Source organism: Sorangium sp. So ce394, assembly GCF_051474665.1.
Taxonomy (GTDB): domain Bacteria; phylum Myxococcota_A; class Polyangia; order Polyangiales; family Polyangiaceae; genus Sorangium; species Sorangium cellulosum_D.
In genome coordinates this window covers 8904897-8925555 of sequence record NZ_CP150339.1, presented here as the reverse complement: position 1 = coordinate 8925555, position 20659 = coordinate 8904897, and the positions used below count along the sequence as shown (strand labels likewise).

Below are 20659 nucleotides of genomic sequence, written 5' to 3'. Positions count from 1 at the left end.
TGGACGTGTTCTGGCGCCGTTCGAAGCACGGACGGCCCACGGCGCGGCGTGACCGGCAGTGGTTGTGTCCGGGATGATACCACGACGACACTTTGTGGCGGACGAATCTCGCTGTGGGGTGTGCGTGGATGTCTGTCGTGGATGCCTGTTCTGGTCCCAGGTGTTGCGGCGGTATCCAGGTCGGCGACGTCTCCGGACAGGCGCCCGGAGGCCCGAGGGCGATGCGCCGCGCGCAGCGGAGGGCCCGCCCACATCGGCCGACATGCTCCCTATGGAATGCTTGCGGCGCAAAGCATCCGAGAAGTAGCTTGATGCCATGTCGACGAGATGCGTGGGAGTCGCCTGGTCGCTGATGTTCGCCACCTTGACCGCGGGCTGCACGGGAGAGTCGGGGTCGGCGGCGAGCGGCGGGACCGGGGCGTCGAGCGCGAGCGGCGGTGGGGCGGGAGCGTCGAGCGCGAGCGGCGGTGGGGCGGGAGCGTCGAGCGCGAGCGGCGGTGGAGCGTCGAGCGCGAGCGGCGGCGGCGGCGGAGCGTCGAGCGCGAGCGGCGGCGGCGGCGGAGCGTCGAGCGCGAGCGGCGGCGGCGGCGGTGGAGCGTCGAGCGCGAGCGGCGGCGGCGCGGGCGGCGATCCGGGCCCGGGCGCGTGCGCCGTCACGCGGGACCGAATCCGCATCACCGAGGTCGACGTCGGAGTCCGCGTGATCAACAACGAGGACGAGGCCGCGCTGATGCCGCTCGTCATCTCGCCGATACCGTCCGAATCCGGCGGCTCGCGCCTCGCGTGGATGAGCGACGACGATCGGGTCCACGTCGTGGAGCTCGACGCGGACGACCAGGCCGTGGGCCCCTCGTTCGGCTTGCCGGCGAACGATTTCTCCGACCTGTACGCCGACGCCGAGGGCGGCGTGCTGCTGCTCACCCGCGACGCCGAGGGCGGTGGGACGTTGAACTGCGGCGCGCCGGAGAACCTGTGCGGCACGCCGCCGTCCCCGCCGATCCCCTGTCACGACATGTACATGGTCCGCTTCGACGGCGCGCGCGAGACCTGGGCGACCAAGCTCACCAGCTCGAGCGCCGCGCTGCCGCCGTACTCGACCGGCCCCACCGGCCCGAACGTGTACATGATCTGGTGGTATGCGCACCACGGCCGCATCGCCTTCGACGGCTCGCGCTACGCCGGCTATTTCGGCGCCGCGATCAGCGTCTCGCAAGGGGGGTGCATCAACATCCATCAGGGCGATCGCATGCAGGTGGTCGACGCGCGCGGGGCGCTCCAGAGAGGCGGCTTCGACTGGGGCTGCAGCCACAGCGGCTACGAGCGCATCCTCTGGGACGAGAGCGCCCGGAAGTTCGTGACGGTGTGCAAGACCGACAACGGCAACCGCATCGCGTTCGCGCCCGATTATAAGACCATCTATCCGGTCGATCTCGCCTACTCGAACCTGGGGAACCTCGTCGCGGCGTCCGGCGGCGGCTACTGGCTCACGGCGAGCAACATCCGCCCGGGCCAGCCGGCGGGCTCGAACGGGCTCGCGGACGTGCGGCTGCTCCACTTCACGGGCGGCGCCGCGGACAAGGACCTCGTCATCGCCAGCGAGCCGGGCCTGAACCACCGGGCGCCGCACCTGGCCGCCTACGGCGCCTCCCGCATGCTCGCGGCCTGGGAGAGCACCTCGCGCGCCGGCGACATCGCGCGCAACGACCCGGAGCGCACGCTGTACGTGCAGACGCGCGATCGCGCCACCGGCGAGGCCGAGGGCGAGCCGATCGAGGTCGACCTGCTCGGCAATCGATACCAGGATTTCGTCGCCTTTCCCGACGGGAGCGTGGCTGTCGCGGCGCCCGGCAGCGCGAGCACCACGATCCGGGTGCTGCGCATCTTGCCCTGCGAGTAGCGCGCCCTCGTCGGACGTCGCCGCGCCCTCGTCGGACGTCGCCGCGCGGGCGTCGGACGTCGCCGCGCGGGCCTGCGGCTCAGGCGGCGCTCTCGACGGGCCGGAGCTTGCCGCGCTCGACGCCGGCGGTCGCCGGGGCGCCGGCGTCGACGCGCGCGGCGAGCATCGGGCGGAACGCCGCGCGGTACGCGAAGGCGAGGTAGACCTCGAGGGCGAGGACGAGCCAGGCGACGGGGTTCGGCGGCGTCAGGAAGGTGTGGAAGGCGACGATGTTCACCACGATGGGCGCGAGCAGCGCCAGCGCCAGCGGGACGTAACGGTTCGAGAGCAAGAGGGCGCCCGCGACGACCTCGGTCCCCTTGATCAACGGGAACATGTAGCCGGTCGCGGCCAGCGCGGCCGCGAAGCGGCCGGCGGCCTCCGGCGCCGGGGGCTGCGGCAAGAACTGCAAGAAGCCGTTGAGCCCGAAGACGAAGAACACGAGCCCAAGGAGGATGCGGGCGGCGGAGGGGGCGAAACGCTTGACGGTGTTCATGACAAAGCCTCGCTGAGGTGAGGCGGGCCCTCCCGCTCGGAGCGCCCGCCCCCTTTCTATGAGCGCTCGCCGAGACCGGTGCTATCGTGCAACGGCTCAACGCAGCGTTGCGCCTGCGCAACCTGGCCCGAGCGAGCGACGACGCCGAAACCCCCGTGAGGTCCCTCGATGTCCAGCCCCCGCGCGGCCGCCCGCGCGCAATCGCACAGGGCGCCCCAGCTCGACGAGATCGCCGCGTTCGCCAAGGTGGCGGAGCTCGGCTCGTTCACGGCCGCCGCCGCGCAGCTCGGGGTCCCGAAGTCGACGGTGAGCCGCGCGGTGACGCGGCTGGAGGAGGGCCTCAAGGTGCGGCTCCTCCACAGGTCGCCGCGCGCGGTCGCGCTGACCGACGCGGGCCGCCGCTTCTTCGGCGACGTGGCGCCGCACATCGCCGGCCTCCGCGACGCGGCGCTGGCGCTCGACGCCTACCAGGGCCAGCCGCAGGGGCTGATCCGGCTCAGCGCGCCCCCCGACGGCGGCGAGTCCTTCGTGGGCGACCTGCTCGTCGATTTCTGCGCGCGCTATCCGCTGCTCTCCGTGGAGGTCGACCTCTCCTCTCGCCAGGTCGACCTGCTCCGCGAGGGCTTCGATCTCGCGATCCGCGCGACGCGCGAGCTCCCGGACTCCTCGCTGGTCGCGCGCAAGCTGTTCGACTCCGACGTGCAGCTCTTCGCGGCGCCCTCGTACCTCGCGCGCCGCGGCCTGCCGCGCGCGATCGACGACCTGGTGGATCACGAGCGGGTGGTGTTCCTCCCGAGCTCCCGGCGCGGCCAGTGGCCGGTCGGCGACGCGCGCTCGGTGCGCGACGCGCTGTCGACCGGGCGCATCGCCACCGACAACTTCCAGCTCATCCGCTCGGTGCTCCGCGCGGGCGGCGGCATCGGGCCGCTCCCGCGCGTCCTCGCCGCGCCCGACCTGGCGAGCGGGCGCCTCGTCCACGTGCTGCCCGAGTGGTCGCAGCGCGCGGGGACCGCGTACCTCGTCTATCCGAGCGCGCGGCACGTGGCGCGGAACGTGGCCGTGTTCCGCGACTTCGCCCTCGCCTGGGTGAAGCGGCTCGCGTGAGCGGGGCGGCCGCGCGCGGTGGGCGAGCGCGCGCGCTCGTCGACCGAGCGCGCCGCTGCCCCGCGCGCCGGGCACGCCGGAGATGGATAATGACGATACCTCTGGCGGATCGCGCGCCGATCGGCCGCGCCGGCGCACGGCCGTGTTTCGCGGACGTCCCGGCTTGGATACGCTGTCTCGCGCGCTCGCCCGTCTCGCGCGTGGATCCGGTGCCGAGCACGCCGCTCTTCGAGGCCCCGCACCCGCCATGTACCGAACCGCCGCCACCCTGCCGCCCGAGCCGCCTCGCGAGTGGCAGCTCATCGTCGAGGCTCACCTGTACGAGCACCTCTCGGTGCCGGAGGCCTGGCTCGCCCGCGCGGGGGGCACGGTCGCGCTGCTCGTGGGCGCGCGGATGCTCGCGCCCGAGCACCACGGCGAGAACCGCGCCTGGCTGTTCGGCGATCTGCGCCGGGTGGAGGGCCAGCGGCCGCCGCTCGTCGCGCCCACCTCGTTCGGCCTGGAGCGCGTGTGCGCGCCGGGCGAGGCGGAGGCCGCGCCGCGGCACGTCGCGGTCTGCCCCTGGCCCGACGCGGCGGGCATGACGCTGGCGGGCATCGCGCGCTACCTCCCGGGGGCGCGCTTCGAGATCGGCGCGGCGGCCGAGGTCGCCGCGCAGCTCGCGCGCGTGCGGCTCGCGGTGCCGCACGCCGGCTTCACGTACGCCCGCGTCGTCGTGTTCGAGAGCGGCGAGGTGCGCGTCGCGCCGCCCCTGCCGGACACGGAGCGCTCGGCGATGCCGAGCTACACGGGGCTCGAGTACCTCGACGACCTGGGGATCGGGGGCTTCCTGCTCCAGGGCCGCGAGGGCCTCGAGCCCGGCTTCGGCGTCGCGTCGGCGCTCTTCGAGCTCGCCGTGGGCTTCGGCGAGGCGGGCGCCGTGGCGAAGCGCCAGTTCCTCGCCGCCGCGCTCACGGCGCACCCCGCGCACCCGCTGCCGTCGGACTTCGGGGTGCGGAGCCGCGAGCTCGACGCGCTCGTCGCGCGGGGCACGTCGGGCGAGGCGTCGCTCCCCGAGCTCGCGCAGGCGCTGGCCGCGCTCAGCCAGGCGCTCGACGGGGCGGCCGCGCTCGGGCGCGCCGTGCGGGCGAGCGCCGCCGCGGCCGCGCCGTCGCCGCCGCACGGGCAGACGAGGGACGGGAAGCGCGTGTACATGCTGTTCCCCGACGTGCAGGCGCTGCCCGTCGGCGCCGGCTGGCCGGCCGTGGCGCCATGAAGCGGCCGCGCCGGCGCGGGGAGGGGCGCAGTCCCGCCCCGCGCACGCGGCGTGAGGGCCCCTATCGGCGAGCCGCCCACGGAAGAAGCCCACCCGAGAGGATCCCTCCCTCGACGAGCGGCGATTGCGCATGAGGGCCCATTGCCACGGGATGCAGAGAGGACCCTTCACGATGGGTCTCGGGCCTGTCGACCACGCGACGTCTGCGCCCCCCTGTCCAACCCGACGGGCGACGCTTGACCGCTCCTGTCCCAGCGTGCTGCGATGGCGGTCGACGGGCATGAGCGCAGAAGCCGATTTCCTCAAGACCTACGTGGAAGCGCTGGAGCAGGGGACGGCTGCGGCCTTCATCGGCGCGGGCCTGTCCATTGCCGCCGATCTTCCCGACTGGCGGAAGCTCCTCCGCGGGCTCGCCGGCGAGCTCGGCCTCGATGTCGACCGGGAGCACGATTTGCCAGCGGTCGCGCAGTTCTACTTGAATCGCTTTGCCAACAACCGGGGCCGGCTGGCGCAGCTCGTGCGCAGCACGTTCCGGCGGCCCGCGACGCCCACCGAGAACCACCGGCTGCTGGCGCGCCTCCCCCTCGAGCACGTCTGGACCACGAACTACGACGATCTGCTCGAGCGCGCATGGGAGCTCCAGGGCAGGCGCCTCGACGTGAAGTCGCGCAACGCCGACCTCACGACGAGCGACCCGGAGGCCCACGCGGTGCTCTACAAGATGCACGGGACGGCGTCGCAGCCGGACGAGATCGTCTTGACCACGGACGATTATGAGCGCTACCGCATGAATCGTCCCGGGTTCCTGCAGGTCCTGGGGAGCGACCTGATCACCCGCACGTTCCTCTTCCTCGGATTGAGCTTCACGGATCCCAACCTCGCGTACCTCATGGGCACCTTGCGCGCCTCGTTCGAGAGCGTGCAGCGACAGCATTTCACCATCCTGAAGCGCCCGGCCGACGACTACGACGCCAGGCGCTTCGACCATTTCACCACCGATCTCGAGCGGTATGGCGTCCGCACGGTGGTCGTCCACGACTACACCGACATCACCAGGCTCCTCGAGCGGCTCGGCCGCGCGTCCGCGCAGCGCAACGTGCTCGTGTCCGGCACCTATCCGGACGACGGCGACGCGGCGGAGCGTGGCTTCATCGAGGCTGTGGCCCGCGGCGTCGGGAGGGTGATCGCTCGCCGCGGCATGAACCTCGTCTCGGGCTTCGGCAGGAGCGTCGGGAGCGGTGCGATCGTGGGTATGCTGGACGAGATCAAGGGCCGGAGCGACGTCCCCATGTCCACGCTGGGCCGTCGTCTGCTCCTGCGGCCGGTGCCGAAGGCGGCCCCGGACGGCGTCGAGCTCGGGGAGTTCAGGCGACGTTATCGGGAGGAGCTGATCGCGCAGTCGGGCGTGGTCATCGTGATTGGCGGCCTGAAGGATGGCGCCATGTCATCGGGGGTGCTCCAGGAGTTCGAGATGGCGGTAGCCCAGCGGAAGCTCGTGCTCCCGATCGCGGCCACGGGCCACGCCGCGCGGCAGATCTACGAACGAATCCTCGCGCGGCCCAAGGACCATCTCGCGGCGGAGGTGGATCTGGGGCTGTTCCGGCGCCTCGGACCAGAGACGGATACGCTGGACGGGATCGTCGCCGCGGTCGACGCTTGCCTGGCCCCGATCGTCAACGCCGCCCGCGTGTGGTAACTGCCAGGGCGACGAGGTCTGATGCTTCGGGCATCGCCTGGGCGCAGGGCGAGGGCACGCTCTACAACGGGCGGTTCATGCTCGACCAGATCTCTGGTGGCCGGAGCTAGCCGCAGCTCGGCACCTCGTCGAGGCTGAAGAAGATCTGCTTGCCCATGGATCGGGACAGCTCGACCATCTCGTCGGCGCCCTTCGAGGGGCCGCCGATCCGCAGGCACGCGTCGCAGCGGGCGACGAGCCGGCGGGCGACGGGGTGGAAGATCTCGTTGAAGATCTCGTCGCCGATCTGGCGCGAGCCGGCGTGCTCGATGAGCGGCAGCGCGAACCACTCGCCCAGGACGGGGAGGTGGCCGGCGCGGAACAGGCGCACGGCCATGTCGTTCATCGCGCGAACGTTGGCGGCGATCAGGGCGGGGTCGTCGTTGGTGCCGGAGCGATAGGGCCCGGCGACGAGGATCATGAGCGGCTGCCCGGTCGTCATCGTCTTGAGTCCTCCAGGGGGTTTTGGCCGACAGAAATGCAGGGAGTGAGGAGCGGTGTCGGGTGGCGGGCCGTCGGCCCGCGAGACCGGGTGAGGCCGCGCCATCGCGGCCGTCGCGGCGGTTCACGCCCGTCCGGGCGCGCCGGTCAGGGGGCCTGGAGGTCCTGGTCGGCGCTCTTGAACCAGCGCGTCGCGATGCGGACCGCGTTCGTGGCCGCGCCGAGCCGGAGGTTGTCGCCGACCACCGTGAGGCACACGGTCTTCCGGTCGCGGTCCCGGGCGTCCGGGCGGATCCGCCCGACCAGGGCGCGGTCGCGGTCCTGCACGCAGTGGAGCGCGCTCAGGCCCTCGCCCGCGGCGCCGGGGAGGTACTTCACGTAGGGCGACTGCGCCGGATCGCTCAGGATGCTCGCCGCGCGCTCGAGGTCCACCGGGCGCTCGAACGTCACCCACGCGTTCTCGTAATGGCCCACGGCGACCGCGACCCGGCAGCACTGCGCGGACACGCCGAGCTCCGGCATCGCCAGGATCTTGCGGCTCTCGAAGATGAGCTTCCGCTCCTCCGAGGAGAAGCCGCTCTCGTCGGTGCCGCCGTTGTGCGGGACGACGTTGCCGGCGTACCCCGATTGCTTGAACGGGAGGCCCAGCCGGTCGGCGGCCTGGTAGCCGTCGCGCGCGTCCGCGAGGAACGTGTCGAGGGCGGCGATCCCGGCGCCGCTGACCGCCTGGTAGGTGCTCACCGTGACCGCGCTGAGCCCGAACTCCCGGCGCAGGGGCGAGAGCGCGAGCGTCAGCGGGATGGTCGTGCAGTTCGGATTGGCCACGAGCCGGACCGAGTCGTCGATGATGCTCGAGTTCACCCCGGCGGCGACGAGCGGCACCTTCGGGTCGGTGCGGTACGTGTTGCTCTTGTCGATGACGCGGTAGCCGAGCTCCAGGAGCCGCGGGACGTACCGCTTGCTGTGCTCGTCATCCAGGGCGACGAACGCGAGGTCCCCGCGGGGGGCGTCCTGCGCCTCGAGCCGCGACGCGCCGAGCACCTCGTACGACTTGCCGTCGAGGGTGAGCTCCTGGTCCCGGCTCGCGAACAGGGCGAGCGTTGCGCCGGGCCAGGCCCGCGCGATGAGGGTGATGGTTTCGCGACCGACGAGGCCCGTAGCGCCGAGGATGCAGATTCGCATAGGGGCGTTCTTTACCAGACCGGGGCCCGTCCGACGAGGGGCCAGTGGTCGGGCGCGGCGGGCGCGGCCCCGATGGCGCAGGGCGCCATGCCCGGCGGCCTCGGGTCGGCATGTCCGGGGCGCCCGGGCGCCGCGGCGCCGACCTGCGCGGGCGAGCTCGCCGCCGGCCTCGCGCGGCGCGCGGGCGGCCTGCTCAGATGACCGTGCCCGGGGGGACGACGGCGTTCTTCGGGACGACGACGACGCCCTCGCGGGCCGCGTAGTACTCGGCGTCGGCGTCCTCGCGATCGGGGATGTTGCGGATCACCACGCCCTCGCCGATGCGCGCGTTCTTGTCGATGATCGCGCCGTCGATCCTGCACCCCCGGCCGATGCCGATGGGCGGGAGGCCTCTCGCGCTGTCGGCGGAGTGGCCCTGGAACAGGACCTCGTAGTCCGCGCCCATCATGACCGTGTTCGACATCGTGACGTGGGGCCCGATCGACGAGAGCTGCCCCACGACGGACCGGGAGATCTTCGACTCGATGATCCGGCTCCCCTCGGCGAGGAGCACCTGGTCGAGGACCGAGCCGGCGCTGACGTGGGCCGGAGGGAAGAACTGCGGGCGGGTGTAGATCGGCCGCTGAGGATCGTAGAACGAGAACGGAGGATTGGAGTCGGTGAGCGCGAGGCTGGCCTCGTAATAGCTCCGGATCGTGCCGATGTCCTCCCAGTACCCGTCGAACGTGTAGGTCACCATCCGGTGGGTGTCGAGCGCGCGCGGCAGGATGTGGTGGCCGAAGTCGGAGGCGTTGTCGCGCTCGAGCATCTCGTAGAGCGCCTTCGCGCTGAAGATGTAGACGCCCATCGAGGCGAGCCACGGGTTCTTGGGATCGGGGAGCCGCCGCACGCCGTCGAGCAGCTTCATGTCCTTCGGCTTCTCGACGAACTTGACCACCCGCCCGTCGTCGTCGGTGTCCACGATGCCGAGGCGCGACACCTCGGCGGTCGGGACGGGCCGCACCGCGAGCGTGACGTCGGCCCGGGTCTCGCGGTGGCGCGCGAGGAAAGGCTCGTAGTCCATGCGGTAGAGGTGGTCGCCCGAGAGGATCATGACGTCGCGCGGGTTCGGCGACTTGACCTCGACCAGCTGCTTGCGGACCGCGTCGGCGGTGCCCTGGTACCAGTCGCTGTGGGTCGGCGTCTGCTCGGCGGCGAGGATCTGCACCGCGCCCGCGGAGAAGACGTCGAATCGATACGTCTGCGTGATGTGGTTGTGGAGAGAGACCGAGTTGTACTGCGTGAGGATGTGGATGCGGTTGAAGCCCGAGTTGAGGCAGTTGCTGATCGGGATGTCGACCAGGCGGTACTTGCCGCCGGTCGGGACCGCTGGCTTCGAGCGCAGCTTGGTGAGCGGGTAGAGGCGGCTTCCGACGCCTCCGCCGAGGATCAAAACCACCACGTCGTTGTGCTTCAAGCGGACCTCCGCAGGTGAGGGGGACGGTTCGACGCCCGGAGCGATGGGCGCGACTAGACTAGCCGATCCTCGGGACCGGTCGAGCCGAATACCATGTTGCGCGAGGTGGTTGCAACCGCCGCGATCACCGGGTGAATCCGGCCAGCCCGGCGCGGGAGGCGCGCCGGCCCCGGGGCCGCCGCCGCCACGCCGGGGCGGTGAGCCGCCGCCGCGCCGGGGCGGTGATCGGACGAAAGGGAGAGACAGACAAACCGCCAAGGCGCCAAGGACGCCGAGAGAGCGAATTCTCCGCGTCTCGTGGCGCCTTGGCGGTTCCTTCGTTCAGCGCCTGTCTCGCCCGGCGCGCCGACGTCGCGGGCGACCGCGGCGCCGGGTCGCTCGTGGGCGGGCCCGGGCCGCCGGGCGAGGACGGCGGCCGCCGCGCCGGATCAGCGCATGCCGCCGGAGCCCGGCGTGGTGCCCGTGGCGCCGGGGCTCGTGCCCGGGCTCTGCGTGCCGGTGCCGGTGCCGGTCGTTCCACCCTTCTTGTTCTGCTGATTCCCCTGCTGCGGGCTCGTGGTGGGCGACTGCGTGCCGCTGCTCGTGTCGCCTCGGAAGCCGCCGGGGACCCCCGCGCCCGTGCCCGCGCCCGGCGTCCCGGTGCCCGTCGCGCTGCTGCCCGTGGTGCCGGTGGTGCCCGTGGTGCCGGTCGTGCCGGTCGTGCCGGGCGTGCCGGTCGTTCCGGTGGCGCCCGTGGTGCCGGTGCCCGTCATCCCGCTGGTCCCGGTGCCGGTGGCGCCGGTGCCCATCCCCGTTCCGGAAGCCCCCTGTCCAGCGCCCATGTCGCTCGTGCCCGAGCCCATGCCGCCCGTCGAGGGCTGGCCCGTGCTGCTGCCGGTCCCCGGAGCGCCCATGGCGCCGCTCGTCCCCATGTTCGTCCCGGCGCCGCTCGCGTCCGAGCCCCAGGGCGACTGAGTCCCTTCCGTGGTGCCCGGGGAGCTGGCGCCAGCAGGGCTCTGCGGAGGCTGCGAGTTGCTGGAACAGCCGAATCCGGCGAGAGCGAGCACGGTCGAGAGCGCAAGAGAGTGAACGAGAGTTCGCATGTGATCGGTCTCCTCGCTGCCGCCCGAGACGGGCGCGGCAGCGCTGAAGCGAGCTCCGGTGTCCCGGAGTCTCGGAACAACGGCAAATCCGTTGGTGTGAGCGGTGGCGGCCCAATGCACGGCGCGAGCCAGCCGCACGGCAGCCCCGGAAAACAGGTCGCTTCCGGACGTCGCCGTCACGCCGTCATCGCGAGCTCTGCCGCGCGTCCGTGTGGGGGCGCTCTGCCACAGGTGTGGCGCGATGGCCGGCCGCCGGCGGGCTCAGCGGCAGCGCGCCGGGCGGGCGCGCGCGCGGAGGCCCTCCCACGCGATCGCCCCCGTCTGCTCCTCGACGCTGAGCGAGGTGATCAGCGGGTCCGGCGAGGTGTCCACGCGCACGGCCACCGAGAGCGCTCCGCGCTCGCAGCGCAGGCCGAAGCGCGCCGACGTGGCGCTCTCGACCATCGCGGAGCCGTCGAGCGCGCACGCGCCCACCCTCGCGCCGACGTCCCGCAGCTCCTGCCGCAGCGACGCGAGGTGATCCTCGGGGAACCAGCCGGGCCGGAGCCTGCGATCGAGCGGTTCCATCCGCGCGCGGCCGATGACCGAGGCGACCGCCTGCGCCGCGCGGCGCACCGGCGGGGAGGGCGGGACGACGCGCGCGACCATCGCGCCGGTCGCCTCGAGCTTGCCGAGCACCTTCGCGCTCAGCGGCTCGAGCGCGGCGCCGGCCACGTTGGCGAGCGCGACGACGCCGACGCCGCGCTGCGGGAGGATCATCACCGAGGCGGAGAAGCCGTCGATGAGGCCGTTGTGGAAGACCACGTGGCCGAGGTCGCAGTCCTCGCGCACGTGCCAGCCGAGCCCGGGGCCGTCGGCGCCGCCGGCCGCCGGGAACGCCGAGCCGTTGCGCGCCATCATGTGCGACTCGCGCAGCGTGCTCCGCCGCAGGGGGCCGGTCTCGGGCGCGTCGCGGGCGGGCCAGGCCGCGAGCTGGAGCCCGATGAACCGGCCCATGTCGGACAGGCTCGCGTAGAGCCCAGCGGTCGACTCGGAGGCCCCGAGCCGCCACGGCTGGATGGGCGTCACCTCGTCGCCCGCGCGCACGTGCGGCGACGCGAGCGCGTCGGGCGGCACCGCTGCGGCGTCCCACGCGGCGTCGCGCATGCCGAGCGGCGCGAGCAGCGCGTCGTTCATGTAACGCCGGTACGGGACGCCGGCGGCGCGCCCGACGAGCAGCCCGAGGAGCGAGTAGCCGAGGTTCGAGTAGGACGTCTCGGTGCCCGGCGCGCTCTCGAGCCCGAAGCCGTCGAGGGTGGCGAGGATCTCGCGCTCGGTGACGTCGCGCGCCGTCGACGCGGGGGAGAACACGCCGAGCCGGGGCAGGCCGGAGCTGTGCGTGAGCAGGTCGCGCACCGTCATCGGCCGCGAGTCGCGCGTCGGGTAGACGACGCCGGCGAGCGCGGGCAGGTAGCGGGCCGCCGGGGCGTCGATCGACAGCCGCCCCTCGTCGCGGAGCCGCAGGACCGCAGCGGCGGTCAGCGCCTTCGTGATCGAGCCGATGCGAAAGCGCGTGTGCTCGTCGACCGCACCGCCCCGCGCGACGTCGCGCACGCCGACCACCTTCTGGATCGCGAGCTCGCCGTCGATGACGACGCCGAGCGCCAGGGCGGGCAGGCGCTCCCGCTCCGCGGTGCGCTGCGCCAGCGCCTGCACCTCGGGCGCGGCCGCGCGGAGCCTCCGCCCGCGCTCCGGATCGAGGAAGCGCGGCGCCGGCGCGGGCTCGCTGGCGAAGCGCTGGAGGAGCGGCGCCGGGGCCGCTGGCCGGGCGGCCCGCGGCGCGGGCGCGGTCTTCGCGCACCCGCCGAGGAGCGGGAGCGACAGGGAGAAGACGGCCGTCGCGAGGCGTACGGCGAAGATGCTGCCAATCGTCTTCAAGGCGGAACCGTGATTTTCGCTCCTCCATCACGGTCCGACAATCGAAAGCAGCAATCGCGCGAGCTCGGTCCTCGATGGCTCTCGACGTTTCCATTGAAGCTAGACGGAAAAGCGACCTCGGCGCAGCCCGGGCGTATGTCTCCCACGATGTGGCCCGCGCGCGGGCGCGTGCGGTGCGCGCGGGCGCGGTCGTGCCCGCGACGGCGCGGCGCGCGCCTACGCCCCCGCGAACCGATCCCGGAAGGCCCGGTAGTTCGGCTGGTCGGCGCCCCGGTCGTACACGGCGAACACCACGCGCGAGAACGCGCCGCGGAAGCGCGGGTGCTCGAGGCACCGGGCGAAGACGTCGGCGACCTCGCCCGGATCGTTGCGGAAGACGCCGCACCCCCAGGCGCCGAGGACCAAGCACCGGTGCTCGTGCGCGCCCGCCGCCGCGAGCACCATGGCCGCGCGGCGCTCCAGGGCCGCGCGGATGTCCGGCTCCACCCCCTCGTCGCGCTCGAGCGCCTCGCCGGCGTTGGGCGCCGGCGCGGTGATGATCGACAGCGCGAAGGGCCGCTCCAGCAGGTTGTGCTGCTCGTCGCGGAAGAACGGCACGTCCGGCGAGTAGATGAGGTGATCGGTATACAGGAGGCTCCCCGAGGCGCGGTTCTGGTCGTAGTACTCGCGCTGCTCGACCAGGCACGCGTACAGCGCGGAGCACCTGGCGAGGTCCTCTTCCTGGGCCTTGGCCCCGCGCAGGAACCCGCCCCCGGGGTTCTTGGCGGAGGCGAAGTTGAGGGCCGCGACGCGGGCCTCGCCCTCCTGCTCGGCGAGCCGACGGCCCGCCGCCCCCGTGGTCTCGCCCGTCACCTCGATGCTCGCCGGCCGCTCGAGGCGCTCCTTCGGCTCCCAGGTGTCGAGGGATCCGGGCCGGTAAAGCGCGGTGCCCTTCACCGCGGCGAGCACGCGGTCGCGGACGCGGACCGTCGCGCCCGAAGGCGCGGTGTACTCGCCCCGGCTCACGATCTGCACGGTTTCTGCGGCGATGCCCGTGAGCTTCATGCGTCCAAAGATTGGCGAACCGCGGCCGAGCGTCCAGCGAAACGCGCTCCGCCGCGGGCGCGCGGGGCCCTGCTCCTCCGGGGCTCCGGCGGGCCGGCGGCGCCGTCTGCCTGCGATCTCCGGCGATCTCCCGCGGGTCGGCGCCGCGCATGGCGCGCGGGCGGCGCGCGTGAGATCATGGTGCGCGATGGGCGAGGTCGAGCTCAGCGTCCAGCGTTACTCGGCCGAGGTGGTCGCGCACCGGCACGCGCACCACCAGCTGGTGTTGCCGGTCGAGGGTGCGCTCTCGATCGCGATGGCCGGGCGCGAGCTCCGGGCGGCGGGGCGCTCGGGGGTGCTCGTCCCGTGCGACGCGCGCCACGCCTTCGCGGCGTCGGACCGGAACCGCTTCCTCGTCATCGACGTGCCGCCCGCCTCCGCGGAGGCGCTCGGCGCGGCGCCGTGGTTCGAGCGGAGCGCCGGCGGGCCGGTCGCCCTCGACCCCGCCGCCGCGCTCCTGGTCCACGCCGCGGCGGCCGAGCTCGATGGGGCGGGCTCGGTCGCGCTGCGCCGGCAGTGGGCGGGGCTGCTCGTGCTCACGCTGGCCGAGCGCGGCGATCGCGGCGCCGCGCGCGCTCCGGAGAAGCTGCGCCGCGCGCTCCGCTTCATCGAGGAGCACGCGCACGAGCCGCTCACCGTCGCCGACATCGCTGCCCGCGCGGAGCTCAGCCCCGGGCACCTCCACCACCTGTTCCGCGCCGTCCTCGGGACGACGGTGCAGGCGCGCATCGCGGACGTGCGCCTCGCGCGCGCGACCGAGCTCTTGTCGCGCACCGATCTCGGGATCGCCGAGATCGCCCTCCGCTGCGGCTACGCCGATCAGAGCTGCCTGACGCGCAGCCTGCGGCGCCGCCGCGGCGTGACCCCGGCCGCCCTGCGCCGCGGGGCCCGGTCCGGGCGGCCGGCCGAGCCGTGGCGCGGGGGCGCGTAGCCGGCGGCGCGCGTGCGGGCGAGCGCGCGCCGCAGCCCCGGCACAGGACCGCGGAGCCTGGGCCAAGACGGCGGCCGGCCCGCGCGGCATTCTCCGCGCCATGTCGGATCCGATCTCTCCCGCGCTGCCGGAGGCGGCCCCCCGCGCGCTGCCGAATGCGACACCCGGCGCGCTGCCGGAGGCGGCCTCCCGCGCGTTGCCGAATGCGACACCCGGCGCGCTGCCGGAGGCGGCCCCCCGCGCCTTGCCTGAGGCGACATCGGCGGCGCGCCCCTCGCCGCGCGCCGCCACCCTCGCGGGCGTCGCGGCCATCTGCCTCTGGGGCAGCTTCACGCTGCTCTCGACCTCGGTGCGCGGCCTGCCGTCGCTCCAGGTGCTCGCGTCGACCTTCGCGATCGCGGCGCTCCTCGGCGCGGCGCGGCTCGCCCGGCGCGGCCGCGCCGGCCTCGGCGCGCTCCGCCAGCCGCTCGGGTGGTGGCTCGTCGGCGTGGGCGGCCTGTTCGGCTATCACGCCCTCTATTTCTACGCGCTCTCCGTCGCGCCGCCCGTGCAGGTCAGCGTGATCTCGTACCTGTGGCCGCTGCTCATCGTCCTGCTCTCGGCGGCGCTCCCCGGCGGCCGCCTGCGCGTCCGGCACGTGGCCGGGGCGCTGCTCGGGCTCGCGGGCGTCTGGACGGTCCTCGCCGCCGGGGACGCCGTGATCCCGAGCGCCGCGCACCTGCCCGGTTACGCGGCCGCGCTCGGATGCGCGCTCCTCTGGTCGACGTACTCCGTGCTCCAGCGCCGCTTCGCCGACGTTCCCGCCGACGCCCTCGTCGGCCCCTGCGCCGCGACGGCGGCCCTCGGCCTCGCCGGGCACCTCGCGTTCGAGCGCACGGTCGCGCCCACGGCCGGCCAGGCGCTCGGCCTGCTCGCGCTCGGGCTCGGCCCCGTGGGCGTCGCCTTCTTCGCCTGGGATCACGCGACGAAGCACGGCGACGTATCGCAGCTCGGCGTGCTGGCCTACGGCGCGCCCGTCCTCTCGACGCTGCTCCTCTGCCTCGCCGGCCACGCCGAGGCGAGCCCCGCGCTGCTCGCCGCCTGCGCCCTTGTCGCGGCCGGCGGCCTCGTGGCGACCGCGCGCGCCGCCTGAGAGGCGCGGCCGCGTCCCTCGTCTCGGGCGCTATCGGACACGCCCTATTCCAGCCTGTCGCCTGACGATGCGGCGTCGAATCGGCTCAGGTAAGGCGTGCCTCGCGCATCGAGTCGGCATACCCATGGGTGGTCGGGATCATACGCGGTAGCGCCTCCAACGGACACAGGCGGGGCCGCTTGTAGGCTCGGCAGCGCCTCGAGGATCGCCTCGCCCCCCGCACGCCATCGAAAGCACCATCTCGTCATCTCGGAAGGTCTCGGATGATGCGCGTCTCGACGTTCGATGATACGGCCTCGCGTATGGCGATACCAATCATTGAGCCGTTCGGAGACGTACAGATCTCCCGTGTGTGAAAACCATGCGTCGAGCTCGGATTTTGCGTTGATCGCGTTGGCAAAAACTTTGACCGGCGAGAGCCACTCTTGCGATAGCTGTCGCAGGAGGAGCTCGTCGAAGCGCGACAGGTAGAGCCCATCGCCTGCCCGTCGGGGAAAGAGTCCGGCATGATAGCGCCCAAGGTTGGCCAGCTGCGGGTGGAACGTGCTCCCAGATGCACAGAACCTGGAAAAGGCGACGGGCGAGCGGCGGCATCACAGTTTCCAGAGCGTCGCCGCGAGGGCTGTCTCGAGCTTCGACCATTGGACCACGGGCGGCTTGCGTAGCAGAGCATCCGCGACATTGAGGTATATGGCCCTGCCCGGGCCGGGCCCTTGCGGAGATGCTCCGGCGGCGTCCGGGCTGAGATCGACGATGAACAGCGCGCGCCCGCGCTCGACGCCGGAAGCACAGATTCGACAGAGGCTCATCAGGCCGCTTGGTGTCGGCGGAAGCGCCACGCAGACCGGCGGCCCATCAGGACGCGCGAGCTCTTCATTGAGATCGGTGGACGGCTCTCCACCCAAGTATCTGACGCGCGCAGCGCGATGACGTTCAGGATCGAGCCTCGATGGCCCCAGCAGGAGCTCGTCATCCTCGACCACGACGGGGGATGCAACCTTGGCCAGAGCCGCTCCGGCAACCCTGCCCATGGCGACGTAGACTGCGCCCTGTATCGGCTCATTCATCATCTGAATCCGCACGATCTGCATTTGCACGTTGCCGGCTCCGCCTCCCCGGGCCCAGGGGTCCGGTGCGGTGCCGTGGTTTCAGCCCTGAGCCTGCTCGGCGCGTTGTGACGCCCGGGACGGGAGTTCTCGAGCACGAGCTCGGCGCAGCCCCCACGGCGGGGCGCGGAGGTCGAGGCGGACGGACGTGGGCGAGCGAGCTGGAAGGGCACGGCATGCAGCAAGCATGCAGTAAGAAGAGGGACCGCAAGGGCGCAAGGGGCGCAAGGGGAAGAGAGATGATATTCCTCTCTTCCCCTTGCGTTCCCTGCGCCCTTGCGGTCCTCTTCCCATGAGCCGATTTTCGCGGGATGGCGGGTGCTTGGCCCCACCCAGCGCTCTGACTGGATCGTCGCGTCACGCACCTCGCGACGCCGCCGCTTCGACGGCGGCCGGCGACCTATCCGAAGTGCAAGCTGCCGCTGCGGGGCCTTCCAGACGCCGGGCGTCGAGCTTCTTCCGGGCGATTCATCGCCACCTCAATGTCAGCGCTTGATCTGGGCATCGGGCCAGAGCCCAAGGATCTCTTGCAGCTGGTGCTCGGGACCGAACTCTTCCCAGAGAATGCCATTGCAATCCCGAGCCTCGGAAAAGGCGCTGGCGTCGTCGTCCTCCCACCCAAGATGACGCAACCCCGGAGCCCCGCCATCGGGGAGCTGGCGAATCGAAAAGTTCACCACGTCGGTGCGCCAGAGCGCGTACTGGCCCGGCACGATCACCTGCGGCTGGGCCGCCAGGCGCTGCGTGTAATCCGTGATGGACTCCGAGATTGAGCTCACACCCAAAGCAATATGAATCTTTCGCATCTAGGACCCTCCGCACAGCGCCGCGAGACTCGTCATGAGCGAGCTCCGAACAGAGGCCGATACCATGGGCGAGGCAACGGCACCAGCCTCGGCGTGCGCGCCGGCGCTGATTCGCGACCTCCGAGATCGCCGACCGGATCGAGCGGTTGCCGCGTCCGAGCTCGGCACGGGCGCCGGGGTCGAGTCGGACGGCCGTTCGCCCCCGACACCCCGTCGTCGTAGAGGCGAACGACCCTGGTTCGGTCGTCGCCAGCGTCGAGCATCGTCTCGACGCCGCTCCTCTCCCTCGCCGGCCACGCCGAGGCGAGCCCCCGCGCTGCTCGCCGCCTGCGTCGCCACGACCGCAGGCGGGCTCGCACCGGCCGCGCCAGCGAGCCGCGCGCCGCCCGTCGCACGATTGGTTGTATTGACAATTAATTTGTCTGCGCTACGCTCGGCCATCATGCGCGACCAGTTCACGGCCGAAGGGGGGATCATCCTCGACAACGCCCTCGGCTACTGGATGGCGCGGGTGTACCTCGCCTCCCGCGCCGCGATGTACCGGCGCTTCCGCGCGCACGGCGTCGAGATCACGCCGGAGCAATGGATGGTGCTCGTCCGCCTGTGGGAGCAGGAGGGCGTCACGCAGACGCACCTGGCCGAGCGCACCTTCCGGGACGTGCCCACGATGAGCCGGATCCTCGCGCTCATGGAGCGCGACGGGCTGGTCGAGCGGAGGCGCGACCCGACGGACCGGCGCGCCCGGCTCGTCTACCTCACCGCGCGCGGGCGGACGCTGCGCAAGGCGCTGTCGGGCGAGGCGAAGGCCCTCGTGGACGAGCTGCGCGCCGGCATCCCGGAGGAGGATCTCCTCACGACCCGGCGCACGCTCCAGCGCATCCTCGCGAACCTCGAGCCCGAGGGCTGAGCGCGGCCCAGCCCCCGCGCCGGCCTCTTCATCCCCAACTGATTGCATTGACAACCAACTCAGGAGACGCCCGCATGACCGAGACCGTTGCTCCCCCTGGCCAGGCCGCTGCTTCCCCTCACTTCCCCGCGCACACGCTCGACACGGCGCCCGCGGCGGCCCGCGCCGCGCTCGAGCGGACCTCGCGGAAGTTCGGCTTCCTGCCGCTGCCCTCGGCGCGCTTCGCGACCTCGCCGCTCCTCGTGCGCGCCTTCGACGAGCTCCTCTCGGTCTTCGAGGGGGCCACGCTCTCGCCGGTGGAGCGCGAGGTCGTGGTGATGGTCGTCGCCGGCGAGAACGGCTGCGACCTATGCCGCGCGATGCACCGCGGGCTGCTCCTCCGCGCGGGCGCGTCCGCCGAGGTCGCCGCGGCGCTGTTCGAGCGGAGGCCGGCGCCCGACGCGCGCCTCCAGGCGCTCGCGGCGTTCACCGAGGCGACGCTGCGCGAGCGCGGCCAGGTCTCGGACGCCGATCTCGACGCCTTCCTCGGCGCGGGCTTCACCGCCGAGCAGGCCCTCGAGGTGATCGTCGGCATCGGCACCTATACGCTGTCGACGTTCGCGAACCGGATGACCCGCACCCACGCGCTCCGCTGACGCGCCCGGCAGCGCGGGCGTTCGCGATGGGTCACGCGCCGCGGATCGGGCGCAGCTCCTCGCCGAGGAGGCCCGCGGTCGCGCTCGGCGTCGCGAAGACCCCCGGCTCCTCGCCGGCCGGCGCCCACTCGCCCGCGCACATCAGCGCGCCCCCCAGGATCTCGGGCTGCGCCGCCGGGCGCACCTGCACGTCGTCCGCGTGGACGCTCACGTTGACGTGCACGCGCGCGTCCGCCCCCGCGCGGCGGACCACCGCCTCGTGCAGCGCCGCCGCGACCCGGAGCGCCGCGCGCCGCTCGTCGCGCTCCGCGTCCGCCCCGGCGGGCAAGAGGCGCACGCCGAGCACCTCGTTGCCGGTCGTCGAGGCCAGGATGAACCCCGCGCGCTCGAGCTGCGACTCGGCCATGTCGAGCACCTGCCCGATGTCCGCCGCGAGCGCGTCGTCGAGATCGTCGGAGCCGCCGCGCGTCCTCACCTCCAGGTACACGCCCACCGCCGGCTGCGTCGGATCGGGCCCGCCCCTCGTCCCCGACGCGGGCTCGCCGATCGCCTCCCGGAGCGCCCGCACCAGCTCCTCGACCGAGCCGAACCGCCGCTCCCGCCGCTTCTCCATGCAACGCAGCACCACCGCGTCGAGCTCGAGAGGAAGCGGCACCCGCAAGCTCGGGGGCATCGGCGGCTCCTCGAGGTGCTTCCGCACCATCTCGTCCATGTCATGTGTGTGGAATGGTAATCTTCCGACCAGCATGCGATGGAGAAGCACTCCGAGCGCATAAACATCCACCCGCGCATCGATGGGGCCGCCCAGGATCTGCTCGGGCGCCATGATCGATGGCGTCCCGGGCATTCTTCCGGCGGTGGTCAGCCAGGTCGAGCCCTCCTCGGGCCCCATCAATTTCGCGATGCCGAAGTCGAGCAGCTTCACGGTGCGTGGTTTGCCGGAGCAGATGAAGATGTTGCTCGCCTTCACGTCGCGGTGAATGATGCCGGCGGCGTGCGCGGCCCCGAGCGCCGCGCAGATGGGCTCGAACAGATCGAGCGCCTCCCGCGGCGCGAGCCGGGTCTCGGCCCTGATCAGCGCGTCGAGCGTCTGCCCCTCCAGGCGCTCCATCACGTAGAACGGCTGATAGTTGTTCAGCTCACCTACTTCGTAAATTTCTACGATGTTGGGGTGGGAGATCAGGCGTAAAGCCTCGATCTCGCGCGCGAATCTCTCGACCACGCGGCGCGAGTGAGCTACCGCCTCGCTCAGCACCTTGACCGCGGCGGGCCTCCCTGAACGGGCGTGCCTCGCTGCATAGACGACCCCGCAGCCGCCGCGCGCGATGAATCCTTCGAGGATGTATTCGCCGGCCAGGGTCCCCGCCGGGAGCTCGCCGCGCGCGCTGGCCCGCTCGACCTCCGAAAACGGCCTCGTCTCGTCCTCTTTCGTCATCTTGCCCCACCGTGCGGCGC

18 protein-coding genes are annotated in these 20659 nt (G+C 72.7%); 8 read left to right on the top strand and 10 right to left on the bottom strand.

The annotated features are described in order from the left end of the window. The first annotated feature begins 316 nt into the window (after positions 1–316). Positions 317–1897: a hypothetical protein gene (locus WMF33_RS32735; RefSeq protein ID WP_437332309.1), complete on the top strand. Its 1581-nt coding sequence runs from the start codon at positions 317–319 to the stop codon at positions 1895–1897. A 79-nt stretch (positions 1898–1976) separates the two neighbouring features. Here the strand turns inward: WMF33_RS32735 and WMF33_RS32730 are convergent, their stop codons facing one another. Further along, positions 1977–2432 (bottom strand): DoxX family protein, encoded by a 456-nt coding sequence (locus WMF33_RS32730; protein WP_437332308.1) that lies wholly within the window; start codon positions 2430–2432, stop codon positions 1977–1979. Between the two features lie 168 nt (positions 2433–2600). Between WMF33_RS32730 and WMF33_RS32725 the strand changes: the two genes are divergently transcribed. The 3 genes from WMF33_RS32725 to WMF33_RS32715 all read left to right on the top strand — a co-directional run bounded on the left by WMF33_RS32725 (position 2601) and on the right by WMF33_RS32715 (position 6487). Next, a complete protein-coding gene (locus WMF33_RS32725; protein WP_437332307.1) occupies positions 2601–3536 on the top strand; it encodes a LysR family transcriptional regulator in 936 nt (311 codons plus the stop codon). 247 nt (positions 3537–3783) lie between these two features. Next, on the top strand, positions 3784–4791 hold the full coding sequence (locus WMF33_RS32720) for a hypothetical protein (protein WP_129577956.1): 1008 nt from the start codon (positions 3784–3786) through the stop codon (positions 4789–4791). A gap of 280 nt (positions 4792–5071) precedes the next feature. Further along, entirely contained in the window at positions 5072–6487 is a 1416-nt protein-coding gene (locus tag WMF33_RS32715; RefSeq protein WP_437332306.1) for an SIR2 family protein, read from the top strand. A 106-nt stretch (positions 6488–6593) separates the two neighbouring features. Here the strand turns inward: WMF33_RS32715 and WMF33_RS32710 are convergent, their stop codons facing one another. From WMF33_RS32710 to WMF33_RS32685, 6 genes are all read right to left on the bottom strand, one after another. Beyond that, positions 6594–6968 carry a DUF4406 domain-containing protein gene (locus WMF33_RS32710; protein ID WP_437332305.1) on the bottom strand — a complete coding sequence of 125 codons (375 nt, stop codon included), beginning with the start codon at positions 6966–6968 and terminating at the stop codon, positions 6594–6596. 146 nt (positions 6969–7114) lie between these two features. Then, entirely contained in the window at positions 7115–8149 is a 1035-nt protein-coding gene (locus WMF33_RS32705; protein ID WP_061624441.1) for an aspartate-semialdehyde dehydrogenase, read from the bottom strand. A gap of 193 nt (positions 8150–8342) precedes the next feature. Next, positions 8343–9605, bottom strand: a complete 1263-nt coding sequence (locus WMF33_RS32700) for a glucose-1-phosphate adenylyltransferase (RefSeq protein ID WP_437332304.1) — start codon at positions 9603–9605, stop codon at positions 8343–8345. 428 nt (positions 9606–10033) lie between these two features. Next, a complete protein-coding gene (locus WMF33_RS32695) occupies positions 10034–10687 on the bottom strand; it encodes a hypothetical protein (RefSeq protein ID WP_437332303.1) in 654 nt (217 codons plus the stop codon). A 261-nt stretch (positions 10688–10948) separates the two neighbouring features. Continuing rightward, a complete protein-coding gene (locus tag WMF33_RS32690) occupies positions 10949–12604 on the bottom strand; it encodes a serine hydrolase domain-containing protein (protein WP_437332302.1) in 1656 nt (551 codons plus the stop codon). A 216-nt stretch (positions 12605–12820) separates the two neighbouring features. Beyond that, a complete protein-coding gene (locus WMF33_RS32685) occupies positions 12821–13648 on the bottom strand; it encodes a TIGR02452 family protein (RefSeq protein ID WP_437332301.1) in 828 nt (275 codons plus the stop codon). Positions 13649–13835: 187 nt separating this feature from the next. On the opposite strand from WMF33_RS32685, the gene WMF33_RS32680 reads away from it, so the two are divergent. Together WMF33_RS32680 and yddG are read left to right on the top strand one after the other, a co-directional pair. Beyond that, on the top strand, positions 13836–14618 hold the full coding sequence (locus tag WMF33_RS32680; RefSeq protein WP_437332300.1) for a helix-turn-helix domain-containing protein: 783 nt from the start codon (positions 13836–13838) through the stop codon (positions 14616–14618). Positions 14619–14862: 244 nt separating this feature from the next. Then, positions 14863–15750 carry an aromatic amino acid exporter YddG gene (gene yddG / locus WMF33_RS32675; protein WP_437332299.1) on the top strand — a complete coding sequence of 296 codons (888 nt, stop codon included), beginning with the start codon at positions 14863–14865 and terminating at the stop codon, positions 15748–15750. A 593-nt stretch (positions 15751–16343) separates the two neighbouring features. Here yddG and WMF33_RS32670 read toward each other — a convergent pair. Together WMF33_RS32670 and WMF33_RS32665 are read right to left on the bottom strand one after the other, a co-directional pair. Further along, positions 16344–16847 (bottom strand): hypothetical protein, encoded by a 504-nt coding sequence (locus WMF33_RS32670; protein ID WP_437332298.1) that lies wholly within the window; start codon positions 16845–16847, stop codon positions 16344–16346. A 494-nt stretch (positions 16848–17341) separates the two neighbouring features. Next, a complete protein-coding gene (locus WMF33_RS32665) occupies positions 17342–17662 on the bottom strand; it encodes a hypothetical protein (RefSeq protein ID WP_437332297.1) in 321 nt (106 codons plus the stop codon). 442 nt (positions 17663–18104) lie between these two features. Between WMF33_RS32665 and WMF33_RS32660 the strand changes: the two genes are divergently transcribed. Beyond that, the gene (locus tag WMF33_RS32660; RefSeq protein ID WP_061624481.1) at positions 18105–18569 is read left to right on the top strand and encodes a MarR family winged helix-turn-helix transcriptional regulator; all 465 of its coding nucleotides are present in this window, start codon (positions 18105–18107) and stop codon (positions 18567–18569) included. Positions 18570–18643: 74 nt separating this feature from the next. Continuing rightward, positions 18644–19204, top strand: a complete 561-nt coding sequence (locus WMF33_RS32655) for a carboxymuconolactone decarboxylase family protein (protein WP_061624480.1) — start codon at positions 18644–18646, stop codon at positions 19202–19204. Between the two features lie 31 nt (positions 19205–19235). Here WMF33_RS32655 and WMF33_RS32650 read toward each other — a convergent pair whose 3' ends face one another. Then, positions 19236–20639 carry a serine/threonine protein kinase gene (locus WMF33_RS32650; RefSeq protein ID WP_437332296.1) on the bottom strand — a complete coding sequence of 468 codons (1404 nt, stop codon included), beginning with the start codon at positions 20637–20639 and terminating at the stop codon, positions 19236–19238. Positions 20640–20659 lie beyond the last annotated feature (20 nt).